The sequence below is a fragment of the Streptomyces sp. NPDC005070 genome (genome assembly GCF_053600395.1).
In genome coordinates this window covers 83,523-97,454 of sequence record NZ_JBSFZS010000015.1, presented here as the reverse complement: position 1 = coordinate 97,454, position 13,932 = coordinate 83,523, and the positions used below count along the sequence as shown (strand labels likewise).

At 72.4% G+C, this 13,932-nt stretch carries 13 protein-coding genes; 4 read left to right on the top strand and 9 right to left on the bottom strand.

The window, feature by feature from the left end; translation table 11 throughout:
- The coding region (locus ACWEBX_RS08015; protein ID WP_451884050.1) for an RNA-guided endonuclease InsQ/TnpB family protein at positions 1-487 on the bottom strand (487 nt) is incomplete at its 3' end.
- 161 nt (positions 488-648) lie between these two features.
- On the opposite strand from ACWEBX_RS08015, the gene ACWEBX_RS08010 reads away from it, so the two are divergent.
- Positions 649-1,770: a glycosyltransferase gene (locus ACWEBX_RS08010; protein ID WP_451884049.1), complete on the top strand. Its 1,122-nt coding sequence runs from the start codon at positions 649-651 to the stop codon at positions 1,768-1,770.
- On the opposite strand, the gene ACWEBX_RS08005 is transcribed toward ACWEBX_RS08010, so the two are convergent.
- From ACWEBX_RS08005 to ACWEBX_RS07975, 7 genes are all read right to left on the bottom strand, one after another.
- On the bottom strand, positions 1,756-2,268 hold the full coding sequence (locus ACWEBX_RS08005; RefSeq protein ID WP_451884048.1) for a GNAT family N-acetyltransferase: 513 nt from the start codon (positions 2,266-2,268) through the stop codon (positions 1,756-1,758). The genes ACWEBX_RS08010 and ACWEBX_RS08005 overlap by 15 nt on opposite strands.
- Positions 2,269-2,419: 151 nt before the next feature.
- Entirely contained in the window at positions 2,420-3,031 is a 612-nt protein-coding gene (locus ACWEBX_RS08000; RefSeq protein WP_451884047.1) for a GAF domain-containing protein, read from the bottom strand.
- Positions 3,028-3,888, bottom strand: a complete 861-nt coding sequence (locus tag ACWEBX_RS07995; protein WP_451884046.1) for a S8 family peptidase — start codon at positions 3,886-3,888, stop codon at positions 3,028-3,030. Before ACWEBX_RS07995 ends, ACWEBX_RS08000 begins: the two co-directional genes overlap by 4 nt.
- The gene (locus ACWEBX_RS07990) at positions 3,888-7,073 is read right to left on the bottom strand and encodes an AAA family ATPase (RefSeq protein ID WP_451884045.1); all 3,186 of its coding nucleotides are present in this window, start codon (positions 7,071-7,073) and stop codon (positions 3,888-3,890) included. The genes ACWEBX_RS07995 and ACWEBX_RS07990 overlap by 1 nt, the downstream gene beginning before the upstream one ends.
- Positions 7,073-7,282 carry an aroma-sacti cluster domain-containing protein gene (locus ACWEBX_RS07985; RefSeq protein ID WP_369480547.1) on the bottom strand — a complete coding sequence of 70 codons (210 nt, stop codon included), beginning with the start codon at positions 7,280-7,282 and terminating at the stop codon, positions 7,073-7,075. Before ACWEBX_RS07985 ends, ACWEBX_RS07990 begins: the two co-directional genes overlap by 1 nt.
- Complete coding sequence (locus ACWEBX_RS07980; protein ID WP_451884044.1) at positions 7,275-7,967, bottom strand: iron-containing redox enzyme family protein; 693 nt, start codon at positions 7,965-7,967, stop codon at positions 7,275-7,277. Before ACWEBX_RS07980 ends, ACWEBX_RS07985 begins: the two co-directional genes overlap by 8 nt.
- Positions 7,964-9,058 carry a radical SAM protein gene (locus ACWEBX_RS07975; RefSeq protein WP_451884043.1) on the bottom strand — a complete coding sequence of 365 codons (1,095 nt, stop codon included), beginning with the start codon at positions 9,056-9,058 and terminating at the stop codon, positions 7,964-7,966. The genes ACWEBX_RS07980 and ACWEBX_RS07975 overlap by 4 nt, the downstream gene beginning before the upstream one ends.
- A 410-nt stretch (positions 9,059-9,468) precedes the next feature.
- On the opposite strand from ACWEBX_RS07975, the gene ACWEBX_RS07970 reads away from it, so the two are divergent.
- Positions 9,469-11,463 carry a BTAD domain-containing putative transcriptional regulator gene (locus ACWEBX_RS07970; RefSeq protein ID WP_451884042.1) on the top strand — a complete coding sequence of 665 codons (1,995 nt, stop codon included), beginning with the start codon at positions 9,469-9,471 and terminating at the stop codon, positions 11,461-11,463.
- Between the two features lie 111 nt (positions 11,464-11,574).
- Here ACWEBX_RS07970 and ACWEBX_RS07965 read toward each other — a convergent pair whose 3' ends face one another.
- Positions 11,575-12,636 (bottom strand): LuxR C-terminal-related transcriptional regulator, encoded by a 1,062-nt coding sequence (locus ACWEBX_RS07965; RefSeq protein WP_451884041.1) that lies wholly within the window; start codon positions 12,634-12,636, stop codon positions 11,575-11,577.
- A gap of 99 nt (positions 12,637-12,735) precedes the next feature.
- On the opposite strand from ACWEBX_RS07965, the gene ACWEBX_RS07960 reads away from it, so the two are divergent.
- Together ACWEBX_RS07960 and lexA are read left to right on the top strand one after the other, a co-directional pair.
- A complete protein-coding gene (locus ACWEBX_RS07960) occupies positions 12,736-12,924 on the top strand; it encodes a hypothetical protein (protein ID WP_451884040.1) in 189 nt (62 codons plus the stop codon).
- A 132-nt stretch (positions 12,925-13,056) separates the two neighbouring features.
- Entirely contained in the window at positions 13,057-13,728 is a 672-nt protein-coding gene (gene lexA / locus ACWEBX_RS07955) for a transcriptional repressor LexA (protein WP_451884039.1), read from the top strand.
- Positions 13,729-13,932 lie beyond the last annotated feature (204 nt).

Genomic DNA, 13,932 nt, shown 5'->3' with positions numbered 1-13,932 from the left:
CGACCGCGTCCTGCGACACCGTCACCGTGGACGGCGATACACCGACGGGGAGCGCACGGGACCACACGATGTCGAGCGGCTCCGCCATCTTCGCCAGGGTCAGCCTGCCGTCATGGAACCGGAACGCACTAGTGGTGTATTCCGCCGACTTCCGCGATCTCTTCCGCGACTTGAAGCGAGGATATCGGGCGCGTTTGCCATAGAAGTTGGTGAACGCCGCCTGGAGGTGCCGCAGAACCTGTTGGAGCGGCACCGAGGAGACCTCGTTGAGGTATGCGAGTTCCTCGGTCTTCTTCCAGGCCGTCAGCATCGCCGACGTCTGGTTGTAGTTCACCCGCTCCTGCCGCGTCCACGCCTCCGTGCGCACCGCAAGAGCCAGGTTGTAGACCTTGCGCACACAGCCGAACGTGCGCAACAACTCGGCGGCCTGCACATCGGTCGGATAGAAGCGGTACTTGAAGGCCCGCTTCACATGAACGGCCCGCATGCCCCAAACACTACAGCCTCAGCGTGTCGCCAATTGACGCCAATCGGGCATAGCCACCAGCCAAACGGCCTTGAAGGCGAACCAACTTATGTCTCCCCTGATCCGAGGCGGTTTCGTTTCCTCCCCGACCGTAGGGGACGGGTATCCATGAAGGGACGCCGATGAATGTGCTCCTGTGCCCGCTGGGCGACCCGGGCTACCTGTACCCCGCACTCGCGGTGGGCCGCGAACTGCGCCGCCGTTCCCACACCGTGCACGTCCTCGCCGGGCCGCGAGCCGCGCCGGTGGTGACCGAGGCGGGCCTGGATGTGTCCGCCGCCCCCGACGACGCGGCCCTGTCCGTGGCCCACTGGACGGTACGCGGCGCCGAGCAGTACACGGAGGTGGCGCGGGCGGTCCGGCGGCTGCGGCCCGACGTCCTGCTGACCTCCGTGCTCAACCACGGCGCGCTCGTGGCCGCCGAGGCCGCCGGACTGCCGGTGGTCGTGCTCGGACTCGCCGCACACCTGTGGCCCTACCGCTCCGGAGGCGCCGGCCCGGCGGACACGCACGACCGCACCTGGCGGCTGACGGAGACCCTGAAGCACTACCAAGCGCTACGGGCAGCCGCCGGCCTCGCGCCACGGCACGACCGCCACCCCGACACCCCGCTGCTCGGCACCGCCTTCCTGCTGCGCGGCCACCCCGTGCTGGAACCGGCCGACGCCGAACTTCCCCCGGCCGTACGGCATGTCGGCCCCTGCTGGTGGGAGCCGGAGCCCCGGTCCGCCGAACCGCTGCCGGACTCCAAGCCTCTGGCCTACGTCCACCTCGGCCGTACCTTCGGCGGCACTTCCCTCTGGCCCCGCCTCAACGAGGCCTTCACCGCGGGCACTTACCGGGCCGTCGTGGAACTCGGACGCTCGGGCGCCCCCGAAGCGGCAGAGGGCGCCGACCTGGTCGTCGGCCGCCGTCCTTGGATGGGCCCACTGGTCGACCGATCCGACCTCGTCCTGACGAACGCGACCTCCGCCCCCGTACTCGCCGCTCTCCTTCACGGCAAACCTCTGCTCGTCGCCCCCAACGGCTCGGAGCAGCAGGTCCTGGCCGCCGCCTGCTTGCGCGCCGGCGTCGCCCGAAGGCTGCCGGAGCCCGGAACTCCCGCCACGGACCTGCGCACTGCGATCGAGGAGACAGCACACGACCCCCAACTCAGGTCACGCGCAAAGGAGATCGGCGCCGCGCTCGCCGACGGCAAGAGCGAGTCCCGCGCCGCGGACGCGGTGGAGTCAGCGGCACGCTGAACGAGAGCGAACCAGCACGAGGGTGGTGCTGCCGTCATCCTCTTCGATGTCCCGGACATGCTCGAAGCCCATTCTGCGCAGCAGGGTCAGCGAGGCCTCGTTCGGCGCGGCCACGGTGGCGTACACCTTGGTCAGTCCGAGAGTGCCGAAGCCATGGGCGACGACCGCCTCTGCCAGCTCGGTCCCCAGGCCGGACCCCCAGGCTGCCGGCGCGAGAGCGTAGATGATCTCGTAGCCTCCGACGACGTCGGTCGGCTTGATCTCGGCATGGCCGACCAGGAGCCCGTCGCGGCGAACAGCCCAGACGTCGAACAGGTACTGGGCATAGACCTTCGTGAAGATCCGTCCGAACAGGGCCCGGTCCGCTGATGCGGAGGACGGGCCGTCACCCATCCACCGTGACACTCTGGTGTCCTGGAACAGAGCGACGAAGTCGTCTTCGTCCTCGGGGACGTACGGCTCCAGGAGAAGCCGCTCGGTGCGCAGAGTGGGGGTCACAGCCGACGACGCTATCCACGCGCCGTCCAGGCCCGCAAACCACTTTCGCCGGCGCGGACCTCGCCCGTCCCAGCGCCCTGGCCGGGCGGGACGAAGGGGCTGCCGCCTCGGAATGGGCGACAGCCCCCACGAAATGTGCGACAGCCTCGCCTCACCCCTCCGGCGACGCATGCGGTGGTACTCCTTCGAGCAGTACGTCCCGTAGCGCGGCCACCAGTTCCAGGCCCCGTGCGCGGACCGCCGACGGTGTCTCCTCGTGGCGCCGGTCGGCGATGACCGCGAGAGCCGCGGCGGCCTGACGGGCGAAGAGTGCGAGAAGGTCGAGTTCGGAGAGGCTGGACCGGGACTGCTCGGCGGGGTCGAGTACTTCGAGGACGCCGAGCACCCGGTCGCGATGGGCGAGCGGTGCTGCCATGAGAGCGTCGGGTACGTAGCCGGTCGACTTCGCGACGTCCTTGGCGAACATGCTCTGTTCCCGGAGATCGTCCGCGATCATGGGTTCGCCCGAGACGAGCACCCAGCCCGCCAGACCCCGGCCGGCGGGGAACCGCGAGCCCACGAGGGACTCCTCTCCCTCTCCGGCCACGGCCTGGAAGACCAGTTCGTCGGTCTCCCGGTCGTGCAACAGGACGGAACTCGCCGCGGCACCGAAGATGGCCCGCGCGGTGTCGACGACGGACTGCAGCAGATCGTGCTCGGCGCTGCCGACGCGCGTCGCGGGGTCCACGCCGGTGGCGGGGACGAGGCCGGGGGACTGGGTCATCTTTCACCTCGGGTTCCTGGTTCGCCGATGCGCACGTTCGCGGCGGAGAGGTAGAGCGCGTGTTTGATCTGGAAAGGTGTCAGCTTCGGGCGGGTGCCGAGCAGGCGTGCGCACATCCCGCTGATGAAGGGGGTGGCGAAACTGTTGCCCGTGGTGCGGATGGTCTTGCCGCCGGTCCAGGCCACCTGCACGTTCTGGCCGGGGGCGAAGAACTCGACGGGTGGCGCGGGGTTGTAGAGGAAGAGACCGGAGTCGTCCTCGCGGTGTGTGCCGACCGAGATGACGGACGAGAACCGCCAGGGGAAGCTCTCCACGGGGGTGTTGTGGGCGGAGGCCACGAGTGTGGTCCCGGTGAAGAACGCCTGGTCGGCCAGGGCTCGTAGCGTTTCGAGGAACTTCGGACGGGTCGTGGACAGACTGAGGTTGACCACGTCGAAGCCCTGGTCGACGGCCCACCGCAACCCGGTGAGCAGGGCCTCGCCCGTGCCGGTGAAGCCCTCGCCCAGCACCCGCACGCTGTACAGCTCGCATTCCGGCGCCACGCGCCGGACGATGCCCGCGCAGGCCGTTCCGTGGCCGCAGCCGTCGCCGGCGCCGTCGGGCAATCGGCCGCTGTCGATGACGTGCAGGCCTCCGTCGGGGGCGGGCGCCACCTCGTAGGAGCCCTGGACGATGCCGACCGAGGGGTGGCCGCACTCGACCCCGGTGTCGACCACGCACACCCGCACCCCGGCGCCGTCCGACCACTCCGAGGGATCGGCGGGCAGATCCGGCACCGTGTCGGCGAGCATCGTGAGGTCTTCGGGGGAGCGGTCACGCAGACTCCAGGTGAGCCCTGCCGCCGTTCCTGTGGTCATCAGGTCCTGCCTTCCCGTCGGGCCGGGCGTTCCGCGCCCCGGACCGTGGCCGTCATCTCGTCGGCGAGCGCGGACGCGCGGTCCGTGCCCGGCCGGTGTCCCTTGGCGGCGAAGTGCTCCCGCGCCGTGTGCGCCTCCCGCGCCGCCTCCGCGGTCAGACCGAGCGCGCGCAGCGTGTGAGCCCGGTCGAGGGCCGCGGTGCCCCGTACGAGCGGGGAGTCCGTCTCACCGGCCGCGGCGACGGCGCGGTCCGCGCAGGCGCGCGCGAGGTCCGGGTCCCCGGCGAGTGCCAGGGCGCGGGCTCGCAGTCCGTAGGCGTCGGCGGACTCGGCAGGAGGCAGGCCGGACGGCTCGGGGTCCGGCAGGGCCGGCGCCTCCGGCGGTTCTCCCCGGTCCAGGAGGATTCGCGCCCGCTCCCGGGCGATGCCGGGCAGGGCACCCGTGGCGCCGAGTTCGCGGCCCGCGCGTGCCGCCTCCTCAAGGAGGGTCAGACCCCGGGCCGGTGTGCCGGTCAGCGCCTCGACCTCCGCCGCGAACAGCGGGATGAACAGCGCGCTCTCCGCGTAGCCGAGGCCGCGGGCCAGGCGCGCCGCCTCGGCCAGCCGCTCGTGTGCCTCGTCGGGGCGGCCCTCCAGGGCCAGGAGCACGGCGAGCGGGCAGCCGAGCGTGGCACGGACGGTCGGCCGGCCGGCGCCGTGGGCCGTCAGCAGTTCCTCGCAGCGTGCCACGGCCCGAGCGACCGGGGTGGGGCCGCGCCACAGGGAGATGCCGATTGCGCCGAGCGCCAGCGCGCGTTCGGGTTCGGCGTCGGCTCGGTCGGCGTGGTCCAGGGCCCGGTGGAGCAGTTCCTCGGCCTCGGCGTGCAGTCCGCGCCGCTGACGGTCCTGGGCGATACGGACACAGGCCCGGGCGATGCCCTGGTCGTCGCCCGCCCGGGTGAACAGCGGGAGCGCGGCCTCGGCGACCTCGGCCGCGGATCCGTGCCGGGGGTCGAGCGCGGTGAGGGCGAGGCGGGCATGGGCGGCGCCGAGCGGATCACCGGCCCGGTCCGCCGCGTCGAGCGCGTCCGTCAGCAGTTCCCGGCCGCGTTCCGGCTCACCCCGGGCGACCTTCGTCTCGCCGAGCCGGCGGGCGGCCTCGCGGGCGACGGGCTCGCCGGGGGTGGCCAGGTCCAGGGCCTGGGTGAGCAGGTCGTCGGCCCACGGGAGGTCGGAGCGTGCCAGGGCGGCGGCTCCGGCCCGGGTGAGCAGACCGGCGGCGCGAGCGCGCAACGTGTCGGTGTCGTCGTCGTGGACGCCCAGTTCGGTGAGCAGACGGTGGGCGCGGGCCAGATGGGAGCCGACAGCGGCGTCCCCCGCGTCGTGGCGGACGAGGACCCGGGCGGCGTGCTCGTGCCGCCGGGCCCGCACCTTCTTGGCCATACCGCGGTACGCCGTCTCCTGCACCAGAGCGCTGCCGAACCGGAGAAGGGAGCCGGTGGACCGGGAGCGGCCGCCGGACTCGATGAGCCGCCGTCGTACGAGGCCGCGCAGCAGGCCGCCGGGGGACTCCGCCGGGCTCACGGGTTCCTCGACGGTGGCCAGTTCGGTCAGGTCGGCGCGCTGGAACTCCCGGCCCAGGACGGCGGCTACCTGCAACAGCGTCCGCTCCTCGGGCGGCAGCGCGTCGATGCGGGCGCCGAGCAGGGCGTGCACGGTCAGCGGCAGGTCGTCGCACTCGGCGGCCATGGCCGTCAGATGTTCCAGGTACAGCGGATTGCCCTCGGCGCGGTCGAGCGCGCCCTCCAGCACACCCTCCAGTACGCCCTGCCGGTGGGCCGCCACCTCGACGAGCTCGCCGGCGAGGGCGGCGGCCTGGTCCCGGGTGAGGGGCGTGAGCATCAGCGACGCGGACCGCATGCGCCCGCTGCCCCAGCCGGGACGGGTCTCCAGCAGTTCCGGACGCGCGATGCACACCAGCGCCACGGGGGAGCGGTCGAGCTCGTCCAGCAACCGGTCCGCCATGTCGAGCAGCGGTTCGGACGCCCAGTGGCAGTCGTCGAGGACCAGCACCACGGGCCGTTCACGGGACAGCGCGTCGAGGAGACAGGCCAGGGCCATGAGGGTGTCGTCCGCCGAGGGACTGGGCGTGCCGTCCGCGAGGAGGCCGGTCCGCAGCAGACGCAGTGCCTGTTGCGCCTCCGTCCGCTCGGGGGCGGGGAGTTGGGCGAGGGCCGCGTCCTCGCCGACGGCCGCGAGAACCTGACGTAGGGCTTCGGCGAGCGGCGACAGCGAGCCGGTCTCGCCGTAGGGGCGGCACCGGCCCTCACCGTACGCCGGGGAGTCCCGCAGCCACTCGCGCAGCAGGCGCGTCTTGCCGAGGCCGGCCTCGCCGTAGACGGTCACCAGGTACGAACGCGGGTCCGTCTCCAACTTGCGTGACAGGAGACGGAGTTCGGCGAGTTCCTGGTCGCGCCCGATGAAGGGGGTGTCGAACCGGCGTACCCGTTCCGGGTCGTCCTCGTGCAGGTCGACCAGGCGGTGGGCCGGGAAAGGGGCCCCGACTCCCTTGAGGGACAGCGCTCCGGCGGACTCGGTGACCGCCGTGGGACCGGCGGCGTGCAGCGTGGCCGGACCGATGAGGATGTCCCCCGCGCCCGCGTGCTGTTCGAGCCGGGCCGCGATGTTGACGACCTCGCCGGACACCAGAGCCTGCCGGGCGGCGGGATCGACGCTGACCACCACCTCACCGGTGTTCACGCCGATGCGGACGGCCAGCCGTACGCCGTGTTCCCGTTCCAGCTCGGCGTTGAGTCTGTCGAGGCCGGTGACCATGCCGCGTGCGGCGGCCAGCGCCCGGTGGGCGTCGTCCTCGTGGCGCACGGGTACGCCGAACACGGCCATCACGGCATCGCCGATGAACTTCTCCACCGTGCCGCCGTGTTCCTCGATCCGCGCCCGCATCAGCGCGAAGTACCGGAGGGTGACCGTGCGCAGGGTCTCCGGGTCGAGCCGCCCGGACAAGGCCGTCGAGCCGACGAGGTCGCAGAAGAGGACGGTCACCACCCGACGCTCCTCGGCCGCGGCGGCGTCGCCCGCGGCCACGCACGCGGTTCCGCACCGGGGGCAGAACGCCGCGCCGTCCGGCGGGGGTTCGGGACACTGCGGGCACTTCATGCGCGTGCCGCCGGTCATCGCCGCGGTCATCAGAACAGCGCTCCGCCGGCGATCTCGCTGTGCGCCTGCACCTCCGGCTCGGCCGCGTCCAGCCGCTGCTTCAGGTCCAGCAGGAGGGTCAACTCCTGTGCGCTGAGGTCCTGGAGCACCTCTCGCTGCTCGGGAGAGAGGCTGTGCAGCGGGAACCCGGCGTCCTCCAGCGCGCGGAGACGCTCGTGATCGGGTGCGGAGTCAGTCATCGGTGCTCTCCCCTTCGGTTGGTGCCGCGGTGATGCGGTCGAACAGCTCGGCGAGGGAGGCGACCGTGTGCAGCGCGCTGACGGCGACGAGGGAACGCTGCGCGGCGTCCAGAGGCAGCCGCTCCACCAGCCGGTCCAGGTCGGCGCTGTGCCCGTCGTCGAGGTCCGCGTGGAGGCGTACGGTCTCGAAGGCGGTATCGGGCAGCCCGGTCTCGCGGGCCAGCCGGCCGGCCAGTCCGGGTGCGGGCGCGTTGCCCTCCAGTACCGCGATGTAGCCGAGCAGAGCCACCGGATGGCTGTGCTCGAGCCAGTAGTACTGAGCCCCGACCAGGGCGGCCACCTGGGGCGGCGGCACGCTGTCGGTCAGCTCGTCGGGCGGCGCCCCGGTCGCCGCCGCGTCGGCGAGCAGCCACTCGTCGTGCCCTCGTTCCTCCTCGGCGTGCGCCCGCAGGTATGGCGCGAGTGGCCGCGCCACCGGGTCCCCGGTCAGCGCCTCGCAGCGGGCGGCGGCCCGCTCCATCAACGGAACGGAGGCGCGGATCACCTGGTGCATGGCGCGCAGGTAGCGGCGGTAGCGGCCGGGGAGCCCCGGGTCGGAATGCCACATGCGGGCGGAGGCGGCCCACAACACCGGCTGCACGAGGGACAGTTCGAGCCGCAGGCGCGTGACGGCAGGTGCGCTCACGTGGAAGCCTCCCCGTCCCCCGGGCGACCGAGCAGCACGAGCGGTGCGTACCGGTCGCTTCCGTACCGTCGCAGCAGCGAGGCGGCCCCGGCGTCGTGCTGGAGGCGCGCGCCGAGCATGTCCATCGCGCCGGCCGCGGGGCGCGAACCGGACCGTTCGGCCGCGTCGAGAGCCGCCGGGCGTCGGGCCAGGCCGCGGCAGTCCGTACATGATCCGACTCCGGCCGTACGGATGGTGCGCAGCACCGGCGACTCCACGCACCGGCGCCGTATCGCGGCCCAGTCGTCCTGCGCGATGTGCCCCAGGCGCAGGTGCTCCGGTACGGGGCGGCCGTCCACCACACGCTGGTTGCAGCACGCCGCGACGGTGCCGTCGAAGGCCACTGTCGGCCAGGCCGCCATCGCGCACGGTGCTGGCGGCACCGCGGAGAGGCTCACGGACTCGGCGTCTCGCGGCGGACCCGGGGCCTGGCCACCCCGCAGCGGCACGGTTCGCGCGGCCGCCCAGCCCGCCGCTCGCCCCACGGGTCGTATGTGATTCACGAGAACGGCCGCCTGGTCGTCAAATTCCGTACGAATGGAGGCGGTGATGTCCGCGAGATAGGCGTCGTCCGCCGTGGTGCCCGCGACGTGGAAACTCACGGCGATTCCGCTTTCCCTGATGCGGTGCATCGCGCGAAAGACAGCGGCGCGCGGAACTTCACGTTCGTGGAACACGTCGATGCTCGCCGAGAAGTGGGCGACGTGCCGCAGGGCGCTCAGGATGCGCGCGGGCACCCGGCCGTCGGCGGCGAAGAACATGCCGCTCAGGACCGACGTCCGCGTTCCGGCCGTCGCGGCGAGCGCCGCGAGGTCCGCCACGAGCGCGGGCCGCAACAGGGGCTCGCCACCCGTGAGCATGAGCACTTCCGGGCGGTCGGCGGGAGTGAAGCCGCCGACGAAGCGGCGCAACGCCTCCGCCGGCGTGTCCTCGCCGCGCGGCCCCGACGAGGTGGAGCAATGCGCGCAGCTCAGCGGGCAGCGCCTGGTGAGGGTGGCGAGGAGCCCGGCAGCCGGTACCGGACGTAGCTCGATGATCTCCGCCAGCCGCATCTCGTCACCTCCGTAGGCCACCGGGGCGTGCGGCCCCAGCGTGCGCGGGACCGGTTCGGTCGCGGTTCGCGGGCGGTTCGAGGCCGGTACGCGGAGGTGGGCCCGACCAGCGCCGGAGACGGTCCTGGGCAGGGTCGATTACTACCTTTTGTGCTCCTATTTGCCTTCCATCCCGGCGGGTGCGTTGCTGCATGCACCTTGAGCCATCCTCGAGTCCATGGCCCCGGAACCGGCCCGTGCGCATCCTGTGAAGGCCGAAGGAATTCGATCGAATTCCCGAAGGTTCACGGCTCCTCACGGATTCCCTCACCCCCTGCGGCTCCTCGGAGGCTTTCGTGCACAGAATTCCTTTCCTCTGTCAGAACTCCGAAGACCCCGACACCGGCTGGGGAAGGGGCTGAGGGGCCGAGATGGCTGACGTCCTCACGGAAAGCCGCGGCGTGGCGTCGGATCCCGGAATTCCGCGAGAGCCCGCCGGGAACATCGGCGGGGAGACCGCCACCACCGTCGGCAGGGAGACCGCTGACGGCAACGGCAGGGGGAACGCCGACGACAACGACGGGGACATCGCCGCCGGCAACGGCAGGGAATCCGTCACCTCCGCCCTCTTACGGCTCACCCTCCTGGGCCCCCTGCGGGCCTCCCGCGGCGGTCTGCCCCTCGCACTCGGACCGTTGAAGCAACGCCTCGTCCTGGCGGTCCTGCTCACCCGCCCCAACGCCCCGGTGTCGGTGGAGGAACTGACCGACGCCGTCTGGCCGGACGACCCGCCCCGCACGGCCCGCAAGAACCTCCAGGCGTACGTGTCGACCCTGCGCCGGGTGCTCGACCCCGACGACCTCGGCCGGCTGAGCCACGGTCCTGGCGGCTACGTACTGCACCTCACCGCGGAGGAATGCGACACCCTCCGCTTCGACGAACTCGCCCGGCGCGGCGACACCGAGGCACGCGCGGGCGCCCCGAGCCACGCCGCCCGTACGTACCGTCAGGCGCTCGACCTGTGGCGGCACGACCCCTTCAGCGACCTGGCTCCCCGTGCCGACGTGCTGCGCGCCGCCGTCGAACGGCAGCGGGCCCGGCGACTGGCCGTCTACGAGGCCTGGGCGGAAGCGCAGCTCGAGATCGGCGACCCGGGCCCGGTCGCGGACACCGTGGACGAGATGGTGAGCCGTCACCCGCTGCGCGAACGGCTGCGCGCCGCCCAGCTCACCGCGCTGCACCACGTCGGCCGCAGGACCGAGGCGCTGGCCGCCTACGACGACTGCCGTCAGCGGCTGTCCCGGGAACTTGGTCTGGAACCCGGCGCGGCACTGCAACGCGCCTACCGCTCCCTCCTGGACGACATGGCCCCGCCCCGGCCGCGCAGCGGCACCGCCGGGTCACGGATGCTCCTCCCGCCGGACCTTGCCGACTTCACGGGGCGCACGGGGGAACTGGACACTGTCCGAGCCCAGTTGGAGACCGAGGGCGGGCCCCCGGTCCTGATCACCGGCGCGGTCGGCGTCGGGAAGACCGCGTTCGCCGTCCATGTCGCGCACCGCCTCGCCGCGCACTACCCGGACGGCGTGGTCGCCACCCGGCTGTGCGCCGAGGACGGCTCGACGCGCCCTTGGGCATCGGTGCTGACGGAGCTGGCCCGCTCCCTCGGGTGCACCGAGCGGCTGCCCGCCGGCCGGGAGGAAGCCGCCACCGTCTGGCGCTCCTGGCTGTCCGGACGCCGCATCCTGCTCCTCCTGGACGACGCGCCCGACGCCACCGCCCTCGGCCCGCTGCTGCCGCCGTCGGGCACCGCCGCGGCGCTGGTCACCTCCCGCGAGCGGCTGCCCTGTCTCGAGTCCGCGCACCGGGTCGAACTCCCGCCGCTGTCGCCCGAGGAGGGCCTGGACCTGCTCGGCACGATCATCGGGCGCACGCGGCTGACCGCCGAGCACACCGCGGCCGTACGTATCGTCGCCGCCACGGGATTCCGGCCGTTCGCCCTGCGAGCGGCCGGAAACCGCCTGTCCGTGCTGCGCCACATGCCGCTCGGCCAGTACGCGGACCGCCTCGAACATCCTCAGGAGGCCTTGGACGAACTCGCGTCCGGGGGCCTCGGGGTCCGCGCCCGGCTCGCCGGGGCCTGGGCCCGACTGCCCGCCCCCGCCCGCGACTCCCTCCACGCGCTGGCCGCACTGCCGGACGCTTCCTTCGCCCTCCCCGCCGCCGCCCGCGTCCTGGGCACGAACGGGCGGGCCGCGCAACGCTCCCTGGAGGAACTGATCGACGTCGGCGTCCTGCCCCCGCCCTCCCTGCCCGAGGTGACCGCGCATCTGGCCGCGGCCCCGGAGGAGGTGCGTTACGAACTCCCCTGGCTGACCCTGCTGTTCGCGCGAGAGCAGGCGGCCGCGTCGGGAGAGCGGTGCTAGGGCGTGCCAGGCGTCGCCGGGGAGGCGAGACTTCGCGGCCCCACCCTGAGCCCGTACGTGCCGCCGAGTTGTTCGGCCTCCAGCCGTACGAGGCTTGCCGCGGCAAGCTGCTCAGGCTCCGCCCGTGGTCGCCGAGGCGGGACCGGAGGACTGCACACGGGCCAGATACCCGGCCTGGAAGCGGCTGGCCGCGCCCAACTGCTCCATGATCTCGGCGATGTGCTTGCGGCAGGTGCGCAGCGACATCCCCAGCCGCCGCGCCACCATCTCGTCCTTCATGCCCTCGGCCAGCAGCCGCACGATGGCCTGCTTCACCTCGTCCCGCGCCGAACTCTCCGTCCAGGCGGGGTGATAGGGCTCGGCCAGGGACCAGGCATGATCGAAGGTCGCGCAGAGATACGAGACCGTGGAGGGCTCCTGGATGACGATCGCCGCGTCCAGGTCGTCCTGGTGCGGGATGAACACGGTCTCCCCGTCGAAGGCGACCATGCGGCCGAACAGTTCGCTCAGTGTCCTGATCTCGGCGCCCTCGTCGGTCATGCGCCGCGCGTATTCCTGCGTGGGCAGGTGGTAGCGGGCCGTGTGCTGGTACAGCGTGCGCATGCGTATGCCCCGGCGCAGCATGTCGCGGTCCTGGATGAACGCCTGCTCCAGGAGCGCGGGGGAGCGGCCGCCGCCGGGGTGACAGGTGCGGACCTCCTTCCGGCACCGCATCGTCGCCTCGGTGATCATTCCCACGACGGTCTTCAGGTCCGTGACCTCCGTCAGCGGCGCCCGCCCCTGCCACTGCCGCCGGCCTTCCGCATAGAACGGCGCCAGGAGGGAAAGCTCCGCCCGCAGCCGATCGATCTCGGCGAGCTGCCGCCGCAACCCCGCCTCCCTGGGCGCGACCAGTGCGGCCAGGGCCGCGTCCGGCGCCACCGCCACGAACTGGTCGGGGTTCCCGGGCAGTCGGCGCAGGAGCAGAAGTTCGGTCAGGGTCGCCACCGCCGCGGCCGTCCGGCTCTCCGCCAGCCCGAGCCTCGCGCCCAGCGTCCCGGCGTCGCACGACCCCTGGTCGCTCACCCACCGGAACACCCGGACGGCGTCCTCGGACAACTGCGTCTCGTGCGACGGCCACCCAGCCGTCGTACGAAGGTCCGGAACCGTGCCGTCCTCACCGATGCCGCCCACCCAACCCCCTCATCAGCCAGAACACCTCAACAGCCCGCTGCTGTGTCCATTGTTCAGATGTGCGATGGAGTTTCCCAGACCCACCCGGAAGGAATCACTGTGAAACCGGCCAAAGGCGCATTCGCCCTGCTCATCGAACGCTTCACCGTGCTGGGCCAACGAGTGCGGGGGCGGCAGCGCCGAGCCGGTGGCGACGGAGCCGCGGCCCGCGAGATCCTCGACCAGCCTCCGCGCCCGGTGCGCGAGGGCGACGACGACGCGCCGAGCGTGCCGACACCGCACTGGTGAGTGCCTGCCGACCCCGGGCCGAGCCTGTTTCGCGTCACCGCGGCTCGGAATTCCCCTCCCGGCGTTCCGTTTGCACTGGATGGCGGGTTAAAGTCAGGTTCCGCGAGGATCTTGACACGGAGGGGCCCGGGGATGGAGAACAGTGCGCCAGTACGCCGGGGACGACCCCCGGGCGTACAAGCCGTCGAGGGTGAGCTGACCGCCCGCCAGGCGGCCATCGTCCGCTGCATCACGGAGGCCGTCGCCCGGCAGGGCTACCCGCCGTCGATGCGCGAGATCGGCCAGGCCGTGGACCTCTCCAGCACCAGCTCGGTCTCCCACCAACTGGGCGCACTGGAGAACAAGGGAGTCCTCTACCGCGACCCCCACCGTCCCCGGGCCTACCGCGTACGTCCCTCCTGGGCGCCCGATCTCGCCACCCGGAGCTCGCAGCCGGCCGAGGTGCCGCTCGTCGGACGGATCGCCGCAGGCGCGCCACTGCTCGCCGACGAGATGGTCGAGGACGTCTACTTCCTGCCCCGCCAGGTGGTCGGCGAGGGCGAGCTGTTCGCCCTGACCGTGTCCGGCGACAGCATGATCGACGCGGCGATCTGCGACGGCGACATCGTGACCGTCCGCAAGCAGGACAGCGCCGAACACGGCGACATCGTCGCCGCCCTGCTGGAGGACGAGGCCACCGTCAAGGTCCTGCACCGCCAGGACGGCCAGGTCTGGCTGATGCCCCGTAACACGTCCTTCGCCCCGATCCCCGGCGACGACGCCCGCATTCTCGGCAAGGTGGTCGGCGTTCTGCGTCTGCTCTAGAGCAGGGGTCCCCGGAATCCCACAGGGCCGCCGTATCAGGCAGATCAGCGCCCGGCTTGTCCGTGTTGCCCACAGCCGCGACCATGAGGCTTCGTCGCCCTTTCCTCGCTCGTATCCGAAGCGAGCCGCGGGACATGGCCGTTGGCCGGACCACGTTGCGGGGTAGGAGTCAGGTCCAGTGCGACACGGGGACCGGGACTTCGG